General features: G+C 64.2%; 20 protein-coding genes. 15 read left to right on the forward strand and 5 right to left on the reverse strand.

What is annotated here, in order from left to right; all coding sequences use genetic code 11:
• Positions 1–1896: a hypothetical protein gene (locus DY201_RS02050; RefSeq protein WP_245432096.1), complete on the reverse strand. Its 1896-nt coding sequence runs from the start codon at positions 1894–1896 to the stop codon at positions 1–3.
• Positions 1897–2438: 542 nt separating this feature from the next.
• On the opposite strand from DY201_RS02050, the gene DY201_RS02055 reads away from it, so the two are divergent.
• The 7 genes from DY201_RS02055 (at position 2439) to DY201_RS02085 (ending at position 10390) form a co-directional block, all read left to right on the forward strand.
• Positions 2439–3464, forward strand: coding sequence for an ABC transporter substrate-binding protein (locus DY201_RS02055; RefSeq protein ID WP_115733535.1), 1026 nt, complete (start codon positions 2439–2441; stop codon positions 3462–3464).
• Positions 3465–3546: 82 nt separating this feature from the next.
• Positions 3547–5046: a sugar ABC transporter ATP-binding protein gene (locus tag DY201_RS02060; RefSeq protein ID WP_115729762.1), complete on the forward strand. Its 1500-nt coding sequence runs from the start codon at positions 3547–3549 to the stop codon at positions 5044–5046.
• Complete coding sequence (locus DY201_RS02065; protein ID WP_115729763.1) at positions 5046–6032, forward strand: ABC transporter permease; 987 nt, start codon at positions 5046–5048, stop codon at positions 6030–6032. The genes DY201_RS02060 and DY201_RS02065 overlap by 1 nt, the downstream gene beginning before the upstream one ends.
• Positions 6029–7018: an ABC transporter permease gene (locus DY201_RS02070; protein ID WP_165916081.1), complete on the forward strand. Its 990-nt coding sequence runs from the start codon at positions 6029–6031 to the stop codon at positions 7016–7018. The genes DY201_RS02065 and DY201_RS02070 overlap by 4 nt, the downstream gene beginning before the upstream one ends.
• The gene (locus DY201_RS02075) at positions 7015–8031 is read left to right on the forward strand and encodes a LacI family DNA-binding transcriptional regulator (RefSeq protein ID WP_115729764.1); all 1017 of its coding nucleotides are present in this window, start codon (positions 7015–7017) and stop codon (positions 8029–8031) included. The genes DY201_RS02070 and DY201_RS02075 overlap by 4 nt, the downstream gene beginning before the upstream one ends.
• Before the next feature lie 21 nt (positions 8032–8052).
• Positions 8053–9297: a Gfo/Idh/MocA family protein gene (locus DY201_RS02080; protein WP_115729765.1), complete on the forward strand. Its 1245-nt coding sequence runs from the start codon at positions 8053–8055 to the stop codon at positions 9295–9297.
• Between the two features lie 220 nt (positions 9298–9517).
• Entirely contained in the window at positions 9518–10390 is an 873-nt protein-coding gene (locus DY201_RS02085; protein WP_115729766.1) for a DUF2189 domain-containing protein, read from the forward strand.
• A gap of 122 nt (positions 10391–10512) precedes the next feature.
• Here the strand turns inward: DY201_RS02085 and DY201_RS02090 are convergent, their stop codons facing one another.
• Positions 10513–11805 carry an RNA polymerase sigma factor gene (locus tag DY201_RS02090; protein ID WP_115729767.1) on the reverse strand — a complete coding sequence of 431 codons (1293 nt, stop codon included), beginning with the start codon at positions 11803–11805 and terminating at the stop codon, positions 10513–10515.
• Complete coding sequence (locus DY201_RS02095) at positions 11802–12176, reverse strand: YciI family protein (RefSeq protein WP_115729768.1); 375 nt, start codon at positions 12174–12176, stop codon at positions 11802–11804. The genes DY201_RS02090 and DY201_RS02095 overlap by 4 nt, the downstream gene beginning before the upstream one ends.
• A gap of 188 nt (positions 12177–12364) precedes the next feature.
• Between DY201_RS02095 and DY201_RS02100 the strand changes: the two genes are divergently transcribed.
• Entirely contained in the window at positions 12365–13639 is a 1275-nt protein-coding gene (locus DY201_RS02100; protein WP_115729769.1) for a 4-aminobutyrate--2-oxoglutarate transaminase, read from the forward strand.
• Positions 13640–13694: 55 nt separating this feature from the next.
• Here DY201_RS02100 and DY201_RS02105 read toward each other — a convergent pair whose 3' ends face one another.
• Positions 13695–14318, reverse strand: coding sequence for a TetR/AcrR family transcriptional regulator (locus DY201_RS02105; RefSeq protein WP_342635170.1), 624 nt, complete (start codon positions 14316–14318; stop codon positions 13695–13697).
• Between the two features lie 66 nt (positions 14319–14384).
• Here DY201_RS02105 and DY201_RS02110 point away from each other — a divergent pair, with 66 nt between their 5' ends.
• Positions 14385–14909 (forward strand): DinB family protein, encoded by a 525-nt coding sequence (locus DY201_RS02110; RefSeq protein WP_115729771.1) that lies wholly within the window; start codon positions 14385–14387, stop codon positions 14907–14909.
• A gap of 26 nt (positions 14910–14935) precedes the next feature.
• Here DY201_RS02110 and DY201_RS02115 read toward each other — a convergent pair whose 3' ends face one another.
• Positions 14936–16168 carry an NAD(P)/FAD-dependent oxidoreductase gene (locus DY201_RS02115; protein WP_115729772.1) on the reverse strand — a complete coding sequence of 411 codons (1233 nt, stop codon included), beginning with the start codon at positions 16166–16168 and terminating at the stop codon, positions 14936–14938.
• A 627-nt stretch (positions 16169–16795) separates the two neighbouring features.
• Between DY201_RS02115 and DY201_RS02120 the strand changes: the two genes are divergently transcribed.
• The 6 genes from DY201_RS02120 (at position 16796) to DY201_RS02145 (ending at position 22764) form a co-directional block, all read left to right on the forward strand.
• Positions 16796–18100: an imelysin family protein gene (locus tag DY201_RS02120; RefSeq protein ID WP_115729773.1), complete on the forward strand. Its 1305-nt coding sequence runs from the start codon at positions 16796–16798 to the stop codon at positions 18098–18100.
• A 78-nt stretch (positions 18101–18178) separates the two neighbouring features.
• Positions 18179–18490, forward strand: a complete 312-nt coding sequence (locus DY201_RS02125) for a bacterioferritin-associated ferredoxin (protein WP_115729774.1) — start codon at positions 18179–18181, stop codon at positions 18488–18490.
• The gene (bfr, locus tag DY201_RS02130; protein WP_115729775.1) at positions 18456–18941 is read left to right on the forward strand and encodes a bacterioferritin; all 486 of its coding nucleotides are present in this window, start codon (positions 18456–18458) and stop codon (positions 18939–18941) included. The genes DY201_RS02125 and bfr overlap by 35 nt, the downstream gene beginning before the upstream one ends.
• A 71-nt stretch (positions 18942–19012) precedes the next feature.
• Positions 19013–20563 carry a di-heme oxidoreductase family protein gene (locus tag DY201_RS02135; protein ID WP_165916082.1) on the forward strand — a complete coding sequence of 517 codons (1551 nt, stop codon included), beginning with the start codon at positions 19013–19015 and terminating at the stop codon, positions 20561–20563.
• Positions 20563–21642, forward strand: a complete 1080-nt coding sequence (locus tag DY201_RS02140) for an imelysin family protein (protein WP_115729777.1) — start codon at positions 20563–20565, stop codon at positions 21640–21642. Before DY201_RS02135 ends, DY201_RS02140 begins: the two co-directional genes overlap by 1 nt.
• Positions 21643–21654: 12 nt before the next feature.
• Complete coding sequence (locus DY201_RS02145) at positions 21655–22764, forward strand: DUF1513 domain-containing protein (RefSeq protein ID WP_115729778.1); 1110 nt, start codon at positions 21655–21657, stop codon at positions 22762–22764.
• The last annotated feature ends 8 nt before the right edge of the window (positions 22765–22772 follow it).

Raw genomic sequence — 22772 nt, forward strand, 5'->3', positions numbered from 1 at the left:
TCACGGTTCGCAGCTGACTTGGGGCGTGGCAAGCGGCACCACCACTTTGCAGCATGGGTAGTAACCACCCTTGTCGGCATCGGACTGCTTGTAGAAGCACAGGCCGACATTGACAGTGTCGCCGGGGAAGTGGCCCGTCACCCCGATGGTGAACGGCGCACCCGCCGGCTTGCTCTGCTGAAGCGGAGTGATGCCAACGCCCGGCGTCCTGGAATCGGCCTTGACGGAATCGCCGCCGATGCCTGCAACGTCGCGGAGATAGAGATCGGCCTCGAGCCCGGCCGGGGTACAGAAATACTCGACCGCCTCGACGTCGAGGCAAGGCGGGATATTGCCGGGCGGTGGGAAGTCCGGCGGCCACAGAGGCGTCGGATAGTCGCCCGGATAGGGAAGCTGCTCGTAATAGCCGGCACGGCCGTCGCAGGGACGCCAGATTTCGACGTCGCCGACGTGCCCCTCGACCTCGGGGTCTTCATAGAAGCTGTCAAAGTCGACGAACCATGAGCCGAAGGGCGGAACGTTCGCCGGCTTCACAAGCGAGGTCGAGGTGATCTGCACGCCATGGACGGCGAGCGGGCCGCCAACTGCGAGTTGTTCGGCCAGGGTAGGATTGTCCCTCAGTCTGTCACCCGTCTTGACGATGGTGTCGGTGCAGGCGTTGGGGTTGATGAAGCCTTGCGCGTCATAGCCATATTGCAGGTCGATGCCGCCGGCCGACCGGCGGTTGCCTTCAGGGAAGCCGACGGCATATTCCTGCGGCACCGGCACCCAGATGCTTTCGGTCGCCGGATCGTCGGGGCTTTCGCGCCAGTAGCGAATGACCTCGCCATCGCCTGTATCTGCAAACTGGCTGTAGTCGTAGCGGTTCTCGATCTCGCCGCGCTGTGCCAGATACATGAAGCCCTTGTTGTCAAAGGCAATATCGGTGACCGGCAGGTCGTTGTCGGCCGCGACCGTCAGCTCCCAGCGCGGGTCGCCGGCGAATTTGCCGTCCCGGGCGATGCCGACAGACCAGATCTCGGCCTTGTCGCCGACCGCGTAGTAGACGCGGCCGCCGTGGAAGGCGACACCCCAGACCCGGCGTTCGTCCTGGGTGTAGCCCCAGGTGCCTGGGTCCTCGCTGTCGAAGGCGGCACCTTCGATATCCATCACCGCGCCGTCGTCGGCCGTCGGCGCCAGTCCGCGCACCGGACGTCCAGAAACGCCGTGATCGAAATTGTCGATCAGAGCGCCCGTTGCATCGATGCGGTGGATCAGGCCGGTGTCGAGGTCGGAAGCGAAGAACTGGCGATGAACCTTGTCGAAGGTGACATCGCCAATGCCAGGCCCGCTATTGCTGTCGATATCGGCAAACTTGGCGACGGCACCCGAAATGCCGTCGATGCGCCAGATCGTGCCGGGGCCGCCGCCACTTTCCTCGCCGAACTGGCCGGCCATGAAGGTGGCGCCGGCCTTACCGCGACGCTCGCGTTCGGGGCGTCCGTCGGCGTCGGCGTCAGGGGTGACGATGCGAATGCCGTGCAGCGAGGTCGCGCCCGCATAGAGATCGGGCACGCCAGAGGGGGTGCCGTCGCGAACACCATCGTCATAGGTCAGCGCGAAAACCTGACCGATCTGGCTGGCCAAGACCTCGAAGGGCTGCGGCGTGTTGACGAGTTGGCCGGCCGGCGGGCCGCCGAGGGCCGAAACGTCAAAGACGCGCAAGGTTGCGCGCTCGGTATCGATGAAGGTTTCGTCCACAGGATCGATGCCGGGCGGCAGCCCTTCTTCTACCCCCGGGATCACGGTGCCGGAAAAACCGGTAACGGCCATCGATCCGGGATTGATGATCTGCGTTTCCTGGGCCTGTGCCGTCGGCGCGAGCCCGAGACCTGCGGCAATCGCCAGAGCCATCATGCCGGTGTTGAAGGCAAGTGCTTTCAGGCGGGCACCTGACGGTTCGGCCGGCAGCGCACGCGCACCGGAACCACCACGAAAGCACGGCATGGCACCTCTCCCGAGTTGTGTGGAAGAAGGTGCTGGAGCGCAAGCAAGTGCAAAGCGCTGATACCCGGCACTTTCCTCCCTTGCAGTCCTGCGAATGTCCCTCGGCGCGACGATACGCCGGGGCTTACCTAGGGTCAATGGAACAAGCCCGAAGCCCAATGCGTCCACCCTCTCCCTGAGGCGATGGTCGCGCCGTGCTCCGGGTGCTCGCGGTGACCCGCAACACCTGGTGTCTGTGGTCATTGGGTTGTCCTTTCATGACACCGCACCACGCGGTGCCTGGACGTTGGTCGCTGCGGCACGCGAAAAGGTTCACCCCCAATGGTGGTATTTGCGGCCTCGGCCGGGCGCGGGCTCCTGTCCAGCAAACCCCTGAAAATCCCCATTGAAATCGATTACATTTTCAGCTTATGATCCCTTGCAGCAGTTTTTTTGTGCATCGGGAGGAGTTCATGAGGAAATTTTCAGCACTGGCGCTCACCACCGTCGCGGCACTTGCCGTGTCGGCGTTCTCGACCCAGGCAGCCGACTACAAGATCGGCCTGTCCAATGGCTGGGTCGGCTCGGAATGGCGCACGCAGATGATCGAGGAAGCCCAGGCAGCGGCAGCCGCCTGGAAGGAAAAGGGCGTCAATGTCGAGGTCGTGGTGCAGAGCGCCAATGTCGACGTGCCCGGCCAGATCGCGCATGTCCGCAACTTCATCAGCGAGGGCGTCAACGCCATCATCATCAACCCGAACAGCCCGACGGCGTTCGACCCGGTCTTCGCCCAGGCCAAGGAAGCCGGCATCCTGGTGATCTCGACCGACGCCGAAGTGTCGTCGCCTGACGCCACCTATGTCGGCATCGACCAGAAGGCATGGGGTGCGGCAGGCGCCAAGTGGCTCGCCGAAACGCTCGGCGGCAAGGGCAATGTCGTTGCCATCAACGGCGTCGCCGGCCACCCGGCCAATGAGATGCGCGTCGCCGGCTACAAGGAAGTGTTCGGCCAGTATCCCGACATCAAGATCGTCAACGAAGTGAATGCCAACTGGGATCAGGCCCAGGGCCAGCAGGCGATGCAGAACCTGCTCGCCACCTACCCCGACATCAACGGCGTGTGGGTACAGGACGGCATGGCGGCGGGCGCCTGGAAGTCGATCATCGACGCCAAGAAGGAATCGTCGATCGCCGCCACCGGCGAGATCCGCAAGGACTTCATCGACATCTGGACCAAGGACAAGCTGAACTCCGGTGCCTCGGTGAATCCGCCCGGCGTGATGGCGTCGGCACTCAACGTTGCCGTGCTGATGCTGGAAGGCAAGGAACTGAAGGAACCGGCAACGGCTGGCCAGTACAAGAACGCCATGTACCTGCCGATCCCGTTCATCGACAGCAAGAACCTCGCCGACGCTGCCAAGGCGGTCGAGGGCAAGCCGGGCTATTATTCCTACACCAGCCAGCTTTCCATCGAAGACGCCGAAAAGCTCTTCAAGTAAGCTTCCTCCCAAGACGGGGGACGCGGCACCTGCACGCAGGCCCGCGTCCCCGCGACCGACGAAGCACCGGGAAGCCACCACCATGTCGAAACTCATCATGCGCGGCGTAAGCAAGGCTTACGGCGCCACCCTGGCCTTGCGCCGCGGCGACCTCGCCGTCGACGCCGGCGAAGTGCATGTGCTGATCGGCTCGAACGGTTCGGGCAAGAGCACCCTGTGCAAGGTGCTGGCCGGCAGTGTGCGCCCAGACAGCGGCGAAATCCTCATCGACGGCAGGCCGGTCACCATCACCGGGCCGCATGCGGCACGCGCATCCGGCATCGGCATCTTCTACCAGGAGCTCAGCCTCGCCGGACATCGCACCGTGGCGGAAAACATCTGCCTGCCCGACATGCCAGGCGGCATCTTCGTCGACCGCGCAGCCCTGGAGAGCCGGGCACAGCGTTACATCGCTTTGTTCGACACCGTTTCCGGCGAGGGCTTCTCGGCCGAGGCAGTGGTCGAGAACCTGCGTGCCGACCAGCGCCAGCTGGTCGAGATCATGAAGGCGCTGGCGACCGAGGCGCCGATCAGCATCTTCGACGAACCGACCTCAGCGCTCGACCGAGCACAGGTCGACCGCTTCTTCGAAATCCTGCGCGACCTGAAGGCCGAGGGGCGCAGCATCATCTTCATCTCGCACCGCATGGACGAGATCTTCGCCATCGGCGACCGCGTCACCGTCATCCGCGATGGCGAGACTGTCGGCACCGAGAAAATCGCCGACACCAACCCTGGCGCGGTGATCCGGCTGATGGTCGGCGGGCAGGACGAGCTTGCGCCCGGCACCAGTGCGCCGCCTGCCACGGCTGCGACGCGCAATGGCGCGGTGCTGACCGTCGCCAACTTCTCCGGCAAGGGCTTTGCCAATGTCGGCTTCGAGGTCGCCAAGGGCGAGATCCTCGGCTTCGGCGGTCTGCATGGCCAGGGCCAGTCAGCGGTGCTGCGCGCCATCTTCGGCGCCAACCCCTCCAGCGGCGGCACGCTTTCGCTATCAGGTTCGGCATTCGCCCCGTCCGACCCGCGCGCAGCAATCCGGCACGGCCTGGCCTACGTCTCCGGCGACCGCAGCCGCGACGGCGTCATCTCGGGCCGGCCGATCCTCGAGAACGTGACGCCGATCCACTATCTCCGCCAGAAGCTCTTCCTCGCGCGTCCGTCAGCCCTGGCAGAGCGGGTCAAGCCGGCGCTCGAGGCGCTGCACACCAAGTTCGCCGGGCTTTCGCATCCGATCAACTCGCTGTCAGGCGGCAACCAGCAGAAGATCGTCATCGCCCGTTGGCTGATCGACAGGCCCGACGTGCTGCTGCTCGACGACCCGACCAAAGGTATCGACTTGTCGGCAAAGGCCGATCTGTTTTCGCTGATCCGCAAGCTCGCGGCCGAGGGCATGGGCATCGTGCTCTATTCCTCGGAGGATGCCGAGCTGCTCAACAATGCCGACCGCATCCTCGTCTTCAATGGCGGACAGTTGCGGCGCGAACTCACCGGCGCGGACAGAACGCGCTACAATCTTTACCAGGCAGCTTACGAGGCCGCGTGATGGATGCCGCGACCCTTCCTTCCAGCAAACCGGGCGGGCTCAAGCGCCTCATCGAGCGCTATCCGTTCCTGCCGGCGCTGGTCATCGCCATCGTCTTGCTTGCGCTCAACGGCCTCTACCAGCCGCGCAGCATAAGCTTCGCCGGCATCACAGGACTTACCAAGACCTACCTTGCTCTGATGATGCTCGCGATCGCCCAGACCTATGTCGTCTATGCCGGCGACATCGACCTCTCCGCCGGCGCCATCGTCTCGCTGGTCAATGTCATCATCGTGGTGACGATGGAGAAGCTGGGCGGCAACGGCTTCTCGGTGGTTGCAGCGCTTGGCATCGGGCTTCTCGTCGGCCTCGCCTGCGGCATCATTAACGGCATTGTGGTCGCAGCACTCAGGTTGCAGGCGATCGTCGCCACATTTGCCACCAGCATCTTCTTCACGGGTCTTGCACTTTACGTCATGCCGGTTGCCGGTACGCCGGCGCCCGTTGCCTTCTGGCGCACCTATGGCGGTCGGTTCTTCGAAATCCCCTTCGTCTTCTATGCTGCGGTGGCGCTGGCCATCGTGATCTACGTTCTCGCCCGCACGCGGCTTGCAACGCAACTGCTCGCCGTCGGCGACGACGCGCAGGCAGCCTATCAGAGCGGCCTGCCGGTGACCAAGATCCGCATCCAGGGCTACGCGCTGTGCGGCCTGTTCGCGGCACTCGCAGCTTTCTGCATCACCGGCGACACGGCCAGCGGCGACCCGCTTGTCGGCGGCAAGATGACACTTTTCTCGGTGGCAGCGGTGGTCCTCGGCGGCAGCGCACTGTCGGGCGGCTTCGGCACCGTCGTCGGCTCGATCATCGGGGCGCTGATCATCGGCCTGATCAACTCGCTGGTGTTCTTCGTCGGCACGCCGTCGGAATGGCAGAACCTGGTCCAGGGCTTCGCCATCCTGGTAGCGCTGATGGCCGGCATTCTCCTGGGGCGGAGGGCACGCGCATGACCATGGCAACCCAAACCCCAGCGGCAGGCCCCTCGCCGGTGCTGACCGTCCTCAAGCAGCCGCTGGTCGTGGCGCTGATCCTCATCGCCGCGCTTTTGCTGCTCGGCGAGGCGCTCTCGCCCGGCTTCGCCTCGGGCCAGCAGATCCTCCGCCTGCTCATAGTTGCCGCTTTGCTCGGAATCGTCGCCGCGGGCCAGAACCTGGTAATCCTGGGTGGCCGTGAAGGCATCGACCTCTCGGTCGGCGGCGTCGTCTCGCTCAGCGCGATCATCGGCGGCAACCTGATGAATGGTACTGACGCCGGCATCGCACCCGCGATCCTCGGCTGCATCGCCGCCGGCGCCGTGATCGGCCTGTTCAACGGCCTCGGCGTGACACTCCTGCGCATCCCGCCACTGGTCATGACGCTCGGCATGCTCGGCGTCCTGCAGGGCCTTCTCGTGGTGATCCGCAACGGTATTCCCTCAGGACGCGCCGCACCCGGACTGTCGCAGTTCGTTACCCAGCCTTTCCTCCTCGGCCTGCCCGGCATCATCTGGCTGTGGGTGGCGATCGGCCTGCTGATGGCCTTCATGCTCGGCCGCACCGTGTTCGGTCACCGCATCTATGCCATCGGCTCGAACGAACAGGCGGCCTTCATGGCCGGCGTGCCGGTGAAGCGCACCCGTATCGCCTTGTTCATGCTGTCGGGCGCATTCGCCGCCGTCGCCGGCATGTGCCTGATCGGCTATTCCGGTTCGTCCTTCGCCAATGTCGGCGAGCAGTACATGCTGCCCTCGATCATCGCCGTGGTGTTCGGCGGCACGCCGCTGTCGGGCGGCAAGGGCGGCTATACCGGAACCATGGCGGGTGCCGTGCTGCTGGTCGTGCTGCAAAGCATCCTGACGACGGTGCATATCGAAGAGTCCGGGCGGCAGATGGTGTTCGGCGCGACCTTGCTGATCCTGATGCTGTTCTACGGCCGTGGCAGGGCGATGCGCGCATGAACGAGCGACCCAAGATCAAGGACATCGCCGAGCGGCTGGGCGTTTCCGCGGCCACCGTGTCGCGCGCGCTTTCAGACAGCGGTCTCGTCGCCGAGCCGACGCTGAGCCGCATCCGCGAGGTGGCGCGCGAGATGAACTACCGGCCAAATGTCAGCGCCCGCAACCTGCGCACGCAGAAGGCGATGGCGGTGCTGATGGTGGTCCGCGACGTCGGCAACCCATTCTACCTCGAGATCCTCAAGGGTGTCGAAGCGACCGCCCGCGCCGCCGGCTATTCGGTGCTGATGGGCAATACCGAAAACGACTCCGACCGCGAGATCGAATATTTCGACATGCTGCGCGACGGCCATGCCGACGGCATGATCCTGATGACCGGCAAGCTGCCCCACCGCGACGGTTTTGTTGCCTCGGTCGAAGGCGGCGCGCCGATCGTGGTCGCGCTGGAGGAGATCCAGGATGCCGGCTTCCCGCATGTGATGATCGACAATGCGGCAGCCGCCCGCAACGCCGTCGAGCATCTGATCGGCCTCGGCCATGCCAGGATCGCCCATGTCTCCGGCCCGGTGCCGGAAATCATGAGCGTCGACCGCCGCGATGGCTACCGCGCCGCCATGCAGGCGGCGGGACTCGCCATTCCGGAAGGCTACGAACAGCGCGGCGACTATCTGCTGCACACCGGCCAACGCCTCTGCCGCGCCCTGTTCGAGCTGCCCGAGCCGCCGACGGCGATCTTCGTCGCCAACGACGAAATGGCCTTCGGCGTGATCCACGAATTGCGCAAGCTCGGCCTCGACGTGCCGGGCCAGGTCTCGGTCGTCGGCTTCGACGACCTGTTCCTGAGCGAGGCCTTCTATCCGCCGCTGACCACGGTCAGCCAGCCGCGCACCGACATCGGCCGCGCCGCCATGACCATGCTGCTCGACCTGTTGTCGGGCGGTGCTACGCCGCGCAAACCGGTGATGCTGCCGACAACGCTCAAGGTTCGCGGCACCACGGCGCCTGCGCCGAAATGATTTCAGTCTAGGGGACCTCACATGACCGGATTGCCCAAACAGCGGCTGCGCGTCGGCTTCGTCGGAAGCGGCTTCATCGCGGAATTCCATCTCAAGGGCATGCTCGGCGTGCGCAATGTCGATGTCACGGGCGTGTTCAGCCGCAAGGCGGAGAACCGCGCCCGCTTCGCCAATCGCGTTGCAGAACTTGGCCTCGGCGAATGCACCAGCCACGACAGCCTGGAATCGCTCGTCAACGCCGACAATGTCGACGCGATCTGGATCCTTTCGCCCAACTACACCCGCCTCGACGTGATGCGAACGCTGCATGCCGAGGTGAAGGCAGGCCGCAGCAAGGTCATCGCTGTCGCCTGCGAAAAGCCGCTGGCCCGCACCATCGCCGAGGCGCGCGAGATGCTGCGCCTCGCCGAAGACGCTGGCCTCAACCACGGCTATCTCGAAAACCAGGTGTTCTGCACACCGGTCATTCGCGGCAAGGACATCATCTGGCGCCGTGCCGCCTCGGCTACCGGCCGGCCCTATCTGGCGCGCGCGGCGGAAGAGCACTCCGGTCCGCATGAGCCGTGGTTCTGGCAGGGCGACAAGCAGGGCGGCGGCGTCCTGTCCGACATGATGTGCCACAGCGTCGAGGTGGCCCGCCACCTGCTGACCAAGCCGGGTGCTCAGCGCAAGTCGCTGACCATCAAGCAGGTCAGCGGCACGGTCGCCAACCTCAAATGGACGCGGCCCAGCTATGCCGACCAGCTGCGCAAGCGCTTTGGCAATGATGTCGATTACCGCAACCGCCCTTCGGAGGATTTCGCCCGCGGCACCATCCTGCTCGAGGACGAAGAGGGCAACGAACTGGTCATCGAGGCAACGACGTCGTGGGCCTATGTCGGTGCCGGCCTGCGCATCCAGCTCGAACTGCTCGGGCCCGAATATGCGATGGAGTTCAACTCGCTCAACACCGGGCTGAAGATCTTCATGTCGCGCGAGGTCAAGGGCGAGGAAGGCGAAGACCTGGTCGAAAAGCAGAACGCCGAACAGGGGCTGATGCCGGTGCTGGAAGACGAGGCCGGCGTCTATGGCTACACCGACGAGAACCGCCACATGGTCGAGTGCTTCCGCAAGGGCGAAACGCCGATGGAAACATTCCATGACGGGCTCGCCGTCGTCGAGATCCTGATGGGGCTGTATCGCTCGGCCGAAATCAGCGGCTCGGTCAGCTTCCCCGCGCCGGAGCTCGAGAACTACGTGCCGGTTGTCGCCCGCACGGGCGCCTGAGCGGACCATCCGACAGCCGGATCATGGAGCCCCCGCTCCGGTCCGCTGGCGACGGGCAAGGCCGCAACCTTCGGCGACCTTGCCTGAACCTGAGGAAGATGTTCGGCAGGGTCGTCAAATCACTCGAAACACGCTATGATTTGCCATGGTGAAGGTCGCGGTTTGGCGTGACCACTCATGCCAAGCGCGAGCCGCGACCCACCCTAACGGAGGAGTGGTCATGGCAAGTTTCCATGTGTACGCAGGTGCCACCAATACGATCGAGCATCCCGCCATCCGCCGAATATCGGTCGCGGATGTGTTTGACGCGCTGCGACGTGGCTTCGACGACTTTTGGGACAAGCCTTCGCATTACGTTTTCCTGTGCCTGATCTATCCGATCGTCGGGGTGTTCCTGATCACATGGACATCGGGCGGAAACGCCCTGCAGCTCATTTTCCCGCTGATGTCCGGCTTTGCCTTGCTCGGCCCCTTCTTCGGCATCGGTCTCTATGAGATCAGCCGAAGGCGTGAGCAAAACCTAGACACGTCCTGGAGGCATGCTTTCGATGTCAGGCATTCGCCGGCCATTCCTGCGATGTTGGTCATCGGCATCATGCTGCTCGCGCTCTTCGTCGCATGGCTGCTGGTCGCGCAGGTGCTCTACAGCTGGCTTTATGGAGCGGGCGCACCCCTGTCGATGGCATCGTTCTTCAGCGACCTCTTCACCACTCAGCGCGGCTGGACGCTGATTATCCTCGGCAATCTGATCGGTTTCCTGTTCGCTCTGACGGTGCTTTGCACCACCGTCGTCGCCTTGCCGCTGCTGCTCGACTGCGATGTCGGTGCTTATGCCGCGATCGAAACCTCGGCACGGGCGGTGCGGGACAATCCGGTACCGATGCTGCTGTGGGGCCTGATCGTCGCTGTCGCGCTGCTGATCGGGTCGCTGCCGTTCCTGGCGGGCCTTGCCGTCGTCATCCCGGTGCTCGGCCACGCGACGTGGCACCTCTATCGCAAGGTCGTGGAAGTCCCGGCTGAGAAGAAGACGCCCCTGCCACCTGCTCCCGACAAAGGGGAGGATGGACACTTCCCATACTGGCTTCGCGGATAGTCGACCTGGCCAAATCTTCTGTGAACCTTCTCCCCGCAATCGAGGAGAAGGCACCCCGGCGTGATCGGGCGAAGTCGCGGCACCGACGTCGTCGCGCTGATTACTTCGACCTTTTCGCGCGGCTACTGCAGCTGGCGGCTTGGCGCCTTGGCGGTCGCTTTAACCGAAGTCGGTGAAGGCGCCGAAAGCCGGTCGAGATGCATGCGGATATGAGCGGCTTCGGCTGCGGTGTTGGCCAGCGCGATCGCCCGGTCGAAGGCTTCGCGCGCTTCCTCGCTGCGGCCGAGCTGCATCAACAGCCCACCCTTGACGCCGAAGAAGTGGAAATAGCCCGACAGCTTCGGTGCCAGCGGCTCGATCAGCTTCAGAGCCGCCTCAGGTCCGCGCAGCTTGGCGAAGGCAACCGCGCGGTTGAGCGTAACGACCGGCGACGGCGTCATCGATTCCAGCACAGAATAGAGCAGGTCGATCTCGGCCCAGTCGGTATCCTCGGGCCGAGCGGCGCGGGCATGGAGTGCTGCGATCGCCGACTGGATCTGGTAGGGGCCGGGCCGGCGATGGCGCATCGCCTTGTCGATCAGCGCGAGGCCTTCGTCGATCAGCGCCTTGTTCCACAACGTGCGGTCCTGGTCGTCCATCAGCACCAGTTCGCCCTCGGCATTGAAGCGGGCGGCGGCGCGGGCATGCTGGAGCAGCAGCAGGGCCGTCAGGCCCATCACTTCGGGCTCGGTCTGGAACAGGCGCAGCAACAGCCGCGCCAGCCTTATCGCCTCCTCGCACAGCGGCGCGCGGTTGGCGATCTCGGTGGCACCGGCGGAGTAACCTTCGTTGAAGACGAGATAGACCATGGCGAGTACGGCTGCGACCCGTTCCGAGCGCTCGACCGGACCCGGCGCCTCGAACGGCACGTCGGCATTGGCGATGCGGGCCTTGGCGCGGGTGATGCGCTGCTCCATGGCGCTTTCACCGACAAGGAAGGCACGCGCGATCTGCTTGACCGACAAGCCGGAGACGATGCGCAGGGCAAGCGCCACCTGCTGCGTCGCCGGCAGGTCGGGATGGCAGCAGATGAACAGCAGGCGCAGGATGTCGTCGCGATAATGCTGGCCATCGAGCCGTTCGGCGATATCGGCCTCGGCGTCGTCGAGGTCGGATACCAGCTCTTCGGCCGGCAGCGGCGCCTGCTTGCTCTGGCGGCGTGCGGCGTCGATGCCGGAATTGCGGCCGACGAAGATCAGCCAGGCGGCCGGATCACGCGGCGGCCCCTTCTCCGGCCAACTGCGCAGGGCGCGCAGGCAGGCCTCCTGGAACGCTTCTTCCGCAGTGTCGAGGTTGCGGAAATAACGCAGCAGGGCCGCCAACGCCTGAGGCCGGGCGGAAGAAAGTGCCGTGTTGATCCAGGCCGGGTCGGTCATACTGCCTCTTTTCCGGGGAAAAATGCGCCGATCGGGCGCAGTTCGTAAGAGCCGCCGCCAGGATTGGCTTCCGCCAGGTCCTTGGCCACGGCAACGGCATCGTCGAGCGTTGCACAGTCGACGACGTAGAAACCGAGAAACTGCTCCTTGGTTTCGGCGAAGGGCCCGTCGATGACCAGCGGTTCGTCCTTGGTCTTGCGCAAGGTGGTGGCGGCCGTCGTCGGCATCAGCCGGGCGACCGGTCCGAGCCTGCCCTGGTCGCGCAGCTTGCCGGTGACGACCTGCAGGCGCGCCATCACCTCGTCGTCCTGCTCCTTGGACCAGGCGCAGACGACGTCTTCGTTGTTGTAGCAAAGGATGGCGTAGAGCATCTTTTCAGTTCCTTCATGACTAGGACGCGCGAGTATGCGCAATTCCGACAGGGCGTCGGCAACTTTTTTTGCCGTGCGCGAGGACCAATGCCTTCGGCCGCCGTGACGGCTTGTGAAAAGCCGGGAGAGGTGCAGATATGACGCCGGTTTGGTGCCTGCAAGGTGCCGGCGAGGTTGGAGGACCACCGATGAAAAACGCCGAAATTTCACAGCGCAAGATGCAGACCATCGCTCGCGGCGTCGGCATGACGACGCAGGTCTATGCCGACCGCGCCGAGAACTCCGAAATCTGGGATGTCGAAGGCCGCCGCTACATCGACTTCTCCTCCGGTATCGCCGTGGTCAACACCGGCCACCGCCATCCGCGCGTCATCGAGGCGGTCAAGGCGCAGCTCGACCGCTTCACCCACACCTGCCACCAGGTCGTGCCCTATGAGAGTTATGTCAGGCTCGGCGAGAGGCTGAATACAATCGCCCCGATGAAGGGCGACAAGCGTACGATCTTCGTGACAACTGGCGCGGAAGCGGTCGAAAACGCCATCAAGATCGCCCGCAACGCCACCGGCCGCCAGGCTGTCATTGCTTTTGCCGGTGGCTTTCACGGCCGCACCTTCATGGGCATGGCGCTGACCGGCAAGGTGCAGCCTTACAAGGCAGGCTTCGGTGCCATGCCAGGTGATGTCTTCCACGCGCCTTTTCCAGTGCCGCTGCATGGCGTAACGGTGGCCGATGCGCTGGCAGCGCTCGACCGGCTGTTCAAGGCCGACGTCGATCCGGCCCGGGTCGCCGCCATCATCATCGAGCCGGTGCAGGGCGAAGGCGGCTTCTATGAGGTGCCGCGTGACTTCATGACGGCGCTGCGCAAGATCTGCGACCAGCACGGCATGCTCCTCATCGCCGACGAAGTGCAGACCGGCTTTGCCCGTACCGGCAAGATGTTCGCCATGAATCATCACGACGTCGCCCCCGATCTGATGACGATGGCGAAGAGCCTCGCCGGCGGCTTCCCGCTCGCCGCCGTCACCGGCCGGGCCGAGCTGATGGACGCGCCCAATCCGGGCGGCCTCGGCGGCACCTATGGCGGCAGCCCGATCGGCGTCGCGGCGGCGCATGCCGTGCTCGACGTCATCGAGGACGAGAAGCTCTGCGACCGCGCCAACCAGCTCGGCGCGCGGCTCAAGCAGCGGCTGGAATCGCTGCGCGACGAGGTGCCCGAAATCACCGACATCCGCGGCCCCGGTTTCATGAACGCGGTCGAGTTCAACGACGTGAAGACCAAACTGCCGTCGGCCGACTTCGCCAACGCCGTCAGGCTCAAGGCGCTCGACAAGGGCCTGATCCTGCTCACCTGTGGCATCCACGGGAATGTCATCCGCTTCCTGGCGCCAATCACCATCCAGGACGACGTCATGACCGAGGCGCTCGACATCCTCGAGGCGTCGATCCGAGAGGTGCGAGCGTAAGCTTCCCGTCAATGGGCGGCCTCCTCTCCGGCATCGGACGGTGCCGGAGCCAAGCTCAGTCCGAGATCATCAGGTAGGCGCGTACCAGCCGGATCAGCTCCTGCTTCAGCTCCTCGGAGTCGAGCATGCCGCGACGGGCAGCGTTGTGCACGACACCGTTCATCAGGTCGGAAAGCATCATGCCGGCGAGCCGCTCATTCGCCCCAGACCGCGATGCCCGGAAGGCAGCGACAGCGGCGGCGTAGTGCCCGAGATATTCGGCCTCGAACGCGCTGTTGGGATCCCTCATGCTCTCGGAACTCCGTGCCTCGTCTAGAAGCTTGCGGTGCAGCCCCGGATTGATGCTGTGCGCCGCAAACATGTCGCGCACCAGATCCTCGGCAAATTGCTCGACGGTCTTTCCTTCGCGCAGTGATCCGCGCATCACGGCGAGGCAATCGTCGAGATGACGCCGGCGAATGGCCTCGACCAGTGATTGCTTGTCGGGAAAGTACTGGTAGAGCGATCCGATGCTGACGCCCGCCAGTTCGGCGACCTTGTTGGTGCTGAAATCGTCCCAGCCCTTCTCGCTCAGAATGTGAGCCCCGGCCTCGATGATTGCGTCGACGGTCGCCTGCGAACGGCCCTGTCGTGGCAGCTTGCGCATCGGGGAGTTCGATTTCGCAATGCGAGTAGACACCAGGGCTGCTCCGGACGATCATCGGGACGTTACTCACATTTGCACGCAGACAAAAGGAGCCTGGCGATGAGCGGTCTTCTGCGCACCATGTTCGGCTATCACGCCTGGGCCAACGCCGACCTGTTCGGCAAGCTGGAGGAGCTCGACCCCGAGCGGCATCAAGCCGATCTGGCCAAGGCGTTGCGGCTGATCAGCCATTACCATGTGGTCGCACGTATATTCGCCGCCCACCTGACTGCAGACAAGCACGGCTACACCGCCGACAATGTCGAGGAAACACCCGCGCTGGCCGACCTTCGATCGGCTGTCGCCGGGTCGGACCAATGGTATCTCGACTATGTCGAGCACATACGCTCAGACCAGCTGGCCGAGCGGGTGGCATTCGTCTTCACCGATGGCGACAAGGGTTACATGTCGCGCGAGGAGATGCTGAGCCATGTGATCCTGCACGGCGGCTATCACCGCGGCGAGGTCGGTCGCATCCTGTCGCAGCTTTCCATCACGCCGCCCTGGGACACACTCGCCGTGTATCTCCACCAGACGGAACCGTCGCGCCGCATGCAAGGCCGACACGTGTCAAAGACTGCCTAGCCACGATACTTCGGCGCCTTATGTCATCACCCCGCCGGCAGCGCAGCCAGCGCCGCCTTCAGCGCCTCGGCGCCGCCCGCCACCTGCTCCGGCGTCGGCGAGAAGCGGAGGCCGAGCATCTTGCGGCCGAGCATGTGGTCAGCGGGGCGGTTGAGGGATTCGATGGCTACGAGACGGTCGCCGATGAAATGATAAACCGAGAAGCGGTTCTCGGCCGGATCGCCCGACAGGATCTGGCGGTCGCTGCCCGAGGTCAGGCCGACCATCTGTAGCTTCATATCGCCGATGTCGGACCAGAACCACGGCACAGCGGCATAGTCACCGGGATGACCAAGAACCGTGCGGGCGGCGAGCTTGGCCTGGTCGGTGGCGTTCTGCACCGATTCCAGCCTGACATCACCACCGGTCTGCCAGTGCCGGTAGCTGGCATTGTCGCCAATGGCGAGGATCTCAGCCACAGAGCTGCGCATCGCCGTGTCGACGCGGATACCGTTGGCGATCGTCAGCCCCGCCGTCTCGGCCAGTTCGACATTAGGCACGACGCCGATGCCTGTTATCACCATTTTCGCCGGCAGGTGTTCGCCAGCCGAGGTCAGCACGCCCGAGACATGGCCATTCTCGCCTTCGATGCGCTCGATAGTGGTCTTGAGCAGGATGCGGACACCTGCCGCCGTCAGGCGCTGGCGCACATGTTCGGCGATCAGGGGTGCCACCGCGCGCCCGAGCAGGCGGTCGAGCGCCTCGATCACCGTGACCTTGCGGCCGCCGGCGGCCAGCGTGGCCGCGATCTCCAGGCCGATGAAGCCGCCACCGATGACGACGACCTCCTCGCAGGCAGCGCTTTGTTCGCGGATCAGCCGGGCATCGGCCACCGAGCGCAGCGACAGCACACCTGCAAGATCTGCGCCCGGCAACGGCAGCGCGCGCGGGCGCGAGCCGGTGGCAAGGATCAGGTGGTCATAGGCAAGGTCGCCGCCACCGGCGAGTTCGAGCCGGCGCGCGGCAGCATCGATGCGTTGGACCAGCGTCCCAGGCCTGAAGTCGATCGTGTGGCCGGTGTAGAATACCTCGCCGCGCAAGGGCTGCGGCTGGGCGACTGCATCCTTGATGAAGGTCTTGGACAGCGGCGGCTTGTGATAGGGCAGCTCCTTCTCGTCGCCGAGCAGGATGACCTGGCCGTCATAACCCTCCTCACGGAGGCTGGCTGCAGCCTGCACGCCGGCATGGCCGGCCCCGACAATCACCACACCGTTCTTCATGCTCGCCTCTGCAACACCGGAAACCTCTACCGAAATGACCGCTAGGGGCTTCCGCCGCAAGGGGCCATGACGTGATTTCATGGCTGACAGGCAGTATTTCATGGCCGAAAGGCGGGCAGGATCGTGCCAGGCACAGCACCCTGCCGACGCCGCATCGCGGCGCTACCTGATGTCGCAGCGGATTGCCGATACGTCTCGCCACGTCCCGTGCCATGTCTCGACAAATCAACAGCTTGGCCGGAAGAAGCCAAGCTAAACTGGACAAAATCAGTTTAGAATCATTCTAAACTATTGATCCCGCTACGCTTTTTGCCCGGAATTGCGTTGACTTTTGATGCCACTCGGCTTTTATGAAGTCGTGCTTCACAGCGCCTGTCTTTGATGTCTGGGCCTTTAACCCTTTCGATTGGAGCTATCTGGGTGCCTGCCTTCGTCGAACCGCGCCATGGCGCGGCTGCTTGCAGCATGGTCGCGCTGCGCCCCACCAGGGCCTCGAACCACGCGCATATCCGAGGCCGGATCGCCCCTGAGCTTTCTTTCGATGCCATGCCGCCGATCCAGCAAAGTGCTGACGGCACACGATTTTTCGGCGCTTGCCGGCGCCAACTGGTTCACTGAGGAGAGACCATGCCTGCATCCATCTCGCGCAACCGTCACTACGGCAGGCTCGCCGCCATTGCCGCGACGACCGCGCTGACCGCCGCGATTTTCGTGCTGCCGGCCAAGGCCGCGACCGACGCCAAGGCCGTCCTCACCACCTATTCCGACATCGCGCTCGCCAAGTACGAGGACTCGCTGACCACGGCCAAGGCGCTCGACACAGCTATCGAAGCGCTGATCGCCAAGCCGTCGGACGAGACGCTGAAGGCGGCGCGCGATGCCTGGAAGGCGGCGCGCATTCCCTACCAGCAGACGGAAGTCTACCGCTTCGGCAACGCAATCGTCGACGACTGGGAAGGCCGTGTGAACGCATGGCCGCTCGACGAAGGCCTGATCGACTATGTCGACAAGGGCTATGGCACCGAATCCGACGAGAACTCGCTTTACACCGCAAATGTCATCGCCAACCCGTCGATCGAGATCAACGGCCAGAAGGTCGATGCCTCCAAGATCACGCCGGAACTGCTATCCGGCACGCTGCAGGAAGCCGGCGGCATCGAGGCCAACGTGGCCAGCGGCTACCATGCCATCGAATTCCTGCTCTGGGGCCAAGACCTGAACGGCACCGGACCCGGCGCCGGCACCCGTCCCTACACCGACTATGACACTGCCAACTGCACCGGCGGCAATTGCGACCGCCGTGGCCAGTATCTGAACGCCGCTTCCGACCTGCTCGTCGCCGATCTCGAAGAGATGGTCGGCAACTGGAAGGCCGACGGTGCTGCCCGCAAGGCGCTTCTCGACGGTGACGCCAAGGCTGGCATTTCCACCATCCTGACCGGCATGGGCTCGTTGTCCTATGGCGAGCTGGCCGGCGAGCGCATGAAACTCGGCCTGTTGCTGCACGATCCGGAAGAGGAGCATGACTGCTTCTCCGACAACACCCACATCTCGCACCTCTACGACGCCGTCGGCATCCGCAACGCCTATCACGGCAGCTACAAGCGCATCGACGGCTCGATCGTCGAAGGCCCGTCGGTCTCCGACATGGTCAAGGACGCGGACGCAACGCTCGACACCGAGCTCAGCGGCAAGCTGGATGCGACGGTTGCCAAGATGGAAGCCATCCAGGCCCGGGCCGTCGGCGGCGAGGCCTATGACCAGCAGATCGGCGAAGGCAATGCCGAAGGCAACGCCACCGTGCAGGCTGCCATCGACGCCCTCGTCGACCAGACCAAGTCGATCGAGCGCGCCGTTGCCGCGCTCAAGCTCGACGCCATCGCATTCGAAGGTTCGGACAGCCTCGATTCGCCTGACAAGGTCTTCCAGTGAGGGGCTACTGCGCCTAACTTTCTCTAGCCACACGGCGCGCCAAAGGGAGCGCGCCGTCAGCCACGGTCATTCGAAACCATGCTCATATGCCATTGCAATCTGATTACCCAAAAGGAGATCGAAGACACAATCGTCGAGCTTTTGGACCGCGACCCGTGGACACTGATCGTGCCCGCGAAGGTCTATCATACGCTGCAAAAGCGAGGACGTTGTTGCGGCTGCTTCCCAAATGTGGTCGAAACGATAATTCGGGTCACCGAAGCTTATCACGCTCGTTCTGGAGCGGGCGAGATGGATGTCGTTTCACACCTGGACCGCGTCAGAGAGTTGCGCGTTCAATTTGGGAGCAAGGCAAATGAAGGGCGAAAAACAGGTCATCGAGCGGCTTAACGAGGCACTTTTCCTCGAGCTAGGCGCCGTCAACCAGTATTGGGTGCACTACCGCCTGCTTGAAGATTGGGGCTACGGCAAGCTCGCCAAGAAGGAGCGCGAAGAATCGATCGAGGAGATGCATCACGCCGACAAGCTGATCGCACGCATCATTTTCCTCGAAGGCCATCCCAACCTGCAGTCTATCTCGCCGCTTCGCATCGGCCAGAACGTCAAGGAAGTGCTCGAGAGCGATCTCGCCGGTGAATATGACGCCCGCACCTCCTACAAGAAATCCAGGGACATCTGCTCCCAGCATGGCGACTACGTATCGATGAAGCTCTTCGAGGAACTGCTCGCCGACGAGGAAGGTCACATCGACTTCCTCGAGACCCAGTTGCAGTTGCTCGGCGAGATCGGCGACGAGAAATACGGCCAGCTCAACGCCGAACCAGCTGACAAGGCCGAATAGGGCATGCCGGAATGCGGCGCACTTTTCTGAACACGCGCCGCGCACCTACCGGCAAATTTCCCGATGACCACATGAGAAAAACGCGGAGCGCAGATGCGCTTCGCCTTCTGCTGCTGGCCAGCCTGACGCTGGCTCTGCATGCGACAGCGGCGATTTCAGGCGATGCGGCTCCCGCAGGGCTTGCCACCGAGCGCACCGACCTCAATCCCAAGGACAAGGCGCGCGTCGAAAAGATCGTCCGGCCGACCACCGATTTCACCAAGCCCGAGCAGTTCGAGCGCATGCAGGGCGGCGCCGGCACCTCGGAAAAGCGTGTCAATCAGGATGCGTTTTCACAATCCTCGGCCAACATCACCTTCGAGGAGGAAGGCACCTTCAAGCTGGGCAACGGCATGTTCCGCAAGCTTTGGGTGTCGTCGCCGTCGTCGACGCAGGCCTCCGACGGGCTCGGGCCGTTGTTCAACGCCCGCGCCTGCCAGAGCTGTCATCTCAAGGACGGCCGCGGCCATCCGCCGGAAGGCAGCAGCGACGCAACCTCGATGTTCCTCAGGCTTGCCCGCACGGCGGAGACGGCAGAGGAAAAGGCCGCGATCGCCGAGCGCAAGGTGCTGAATTTCCCCGATCCGGTCTATGGCGGTCAGTTCCAGGACCTTGCCGTGCCCGGCCTCAAAAGCGAAGGCCGGATGGTGATTTCCTACCAGCAGTTTCCGGTCCAGCTCTCTGACACCATGACGACGCTGCGCTGGCCGATCTATTCGGTGACCGACCTCGGTTATGGTCCGATGGATCCGAAGACCACCCTGTCGCCACGCCTCACGCCGCCGATGATCGGCCTTGGCCTCGTCGAGCAGATCCACCCCGCCGACATCCTTGCCAATGCCGATCCCAACGACAAGGACGGCGACGGCATATCGGGCAAGGCCTCGATCGTGCGCGACCACAAATCAGGCGAACTGACGCTCGGCCGCTTCGGCTGGAAGGCCTCGGCGCCGTCGATCCGCCAGCAATCGGCCGATGCCTTCGCCGGCGACATCGGCATCTCGACGCCCGACGTGCCCAAGCACTGGGGCGACTGCACCAAGGGCCAGACGGCATGCCTGGAGATGCCCAACGGCGTGCAGGAGCGGCTCGGCGGCAGCGAAGCCCCCGACCCGATCATGGATCTGGTCACCTTCTATTCGCAGAACCTGGCGGTGCCGGCCCGGCGCGACATCGACGACCCGCAGGTGCTGCGCGGCAAGAAGATGTTCTACGAAGCCGGCTGCGCTTCCTGCCACACGCCGAAATTCGTCACCCGCCGCGACACCCCCAACAAGGCGCAGTCGTTCCAGCTGATCTGGCCCTATTCCGACTTCCTGCTGCACGACATGGGCGACGAACTCGGCGACGGCCAGCAGGTCGGCGACGCCGGCGGAAACGAATGGCGCACGCCGCCGCTGTGGGGCATCGGCCTGACCCATACCGTCAATGGCCACACCTTCTTTCTGCATGATGGCCGGGCCCGCAACCTCAGCGAGGCGATCCTCTGGCACGGTGGCGAAGGCCAGACGTCACGCGACCACTTTGCCGCGCTGCCGGCGCAAGACCGCGATGCGCTGGTCAAATTCCTGGAGTCGCTGTGATGGCTGGACGTTCCCTGGCTGCTGCCCTCGCCTTCTGCCTGTTCCTGCCTTCGACCGCCACCTCCGCCAGCGAGGCGTCGGCCAAGGTGATCGCCGATGCCATCGACGGCTTCATCCGTCCGGCATACGGCCGACTGGTCGAGACGACAGCCGAACTCAGTAAGTCGATGATTACACTTTGTGCAACGCCGTCGACCGACACGCTTGCTGCAGCGCGCGCGTCATTCGCACGCACCACGGCGACCTGGTCGGAGGTCGAGATCATCCGTTTCGGGCCGATCACCGAACAGAACCGGCTGGAGCGCCTGCTGTTCTGGCCCGACCGCAAGGGAACCGGGCTGAAGCAGGTGCAGTCGGCCCTCGCCGACAAGGATGCCACCGCCACCGACGCAGCCACGCTGAGCCAGAAGAGCGTTGCCATGCAAGGGCTCGGTGCGCTGGAATTCGTATTGTTCGGCACCGGCGCCGACGAGCTCGCCGGCAACTCGGCCGCCTATCGCTGCGCTTATGGCAAGGCGATTTCAGGCAACATCGGGGCCATCGCCTCCGACGTCGATGCCGGCTGGCGCGACGACAATGGCTTCGCCAGCCAGTGGAAGAACCCCGGTGCTGGTAATCCGCTCTACCGCGACGACAGCGAGGCCCTGACCGAACTGCTCGAAGTCTATGTCAACGGGGTCGAACTGGTGCGCGACGTGCGCCTCAACGGCTTCTTCGGCAAGAATACCGCGTCCGACAAGCCGAAGCAGGCGCTTTATTGGCGCTCGGAAGGCACCGGCGCCTCGCTGGCCGGCAACATATCAGGCATGGAAGCGCTTTTCGCCGCTTCGAAATTCGGCGAGCTGGTGCCGGCCGACGAGCGCTGGGTTGCCGAGTCGATCGGCTTCGAATTCACCAATGCGCAGGCGGCGGCGGCCGCCGTCACCGGCCCGATCGATGCGGCCCTTGCCGACCCGGCCAAGCGCGAGAAGCTCGGCTATTTCGCGCTGGTAACGTCGAGCCTGTCCGAGCAGTTCGGCACCAGGCTGTCCGGGGCCCTCGGCCTGACCGCCGGTTTCTCGTCGCTCGACGGCGACTGAGGAGGCAGGACGATGCGCACGCCGCTGTTCGACCGTCGCGATTTCCTCAAGGCAGCTGGCGCGGGCTTCGTGCTTTCGCTCAGCCCGGCCCGGCGCGCGTTGGCGCTCGAAACCGACTCAATGTTCGCCACGACTTACCAAGCAAGGACTGGCGAGTATGGCGTGGCGATCCTGTCCGAGGCCGGCAAGATTCTGCACAGCGTCACCCTGCCCGAACGCGGTCACGACGTTACCTTCGATCCCATCTCGCGCAAGTCGGTGGTGTTCGCGCGCCAGCCCGGCACCTTCATGCTGTTCTTCGACCACACCGGCAAGGACGCGCCGCTGACCATCCCGAGCATCGCCGGCCGGCACTATTACGGCCACGGCGTGTTCTCGCCCGATGGCGCCCTGCTCTATGTGACCGAGAACGACTTCGACAACGCCGCCGGCATGGTCGGCGTCTATGACGCCCGCGACGGCTTCCGCCGCCTCGGCGAATTCCCGACCCATGGCGTCGGACCGCATGAGCTGATCCTGCTCGGCGACGGACGCACGCTCGCCATCTGCAATGGCGGCATCGAGACCCATCCGGATTTCGGCCGCGCCAAGCTCAACATTCCGACGATGAAGCCGTCCTTCGTGCTGGTCGACCGCGTCTCAAACGATCTCATCGAGAAACACGAACTGCCTGAAAAACTTCACCAATTGTCGATCCGACACATGGACATCGACGCTGAGGGTACGGTCTGGTTCGGCTGCCAGCACGAGGGTCCGGCGAGCGAGAAGCCGTTGTTGATCGGCCGTGCTGCGCGTGGCAAGGAACTCGAGATGCTCGACATGCCCGAGGGCATCCTCGGCGGTTTCCGCAACTATATCGGCTCGGTCGCAGCCAACCGCGACGCCGGGCTGATCGCGGTATCCTCGCCGCAAGGCAACGCTTGGGCGATGATCGAGGCGAAGACGGGCAAGGTTGTGGCAAAGAACGATCTTGTCGAGGTTTGCGGACTGGCGCCCGACCGCCACGGCTTCCTCGCCACGACAGGCGCCGGCCTGGTCGTCGAGCCTGACGGCAAGCAGACCGAGGATCCCGAGCATGTCTGGGACAACCACATGCTGCGCATCGACCTGGGAAATACGTAAGCTTTTGC

The organism is Aminobacter aminovorans, assembly GCF_900445235.1.
Classification (GTDB): domain Bacteria; phylum Pseudomonadota; class Alphaproteobacteria; order Rhizobiales; family Rhizobiaceae; genus Aminobacter; species Aminobacter aminovorans.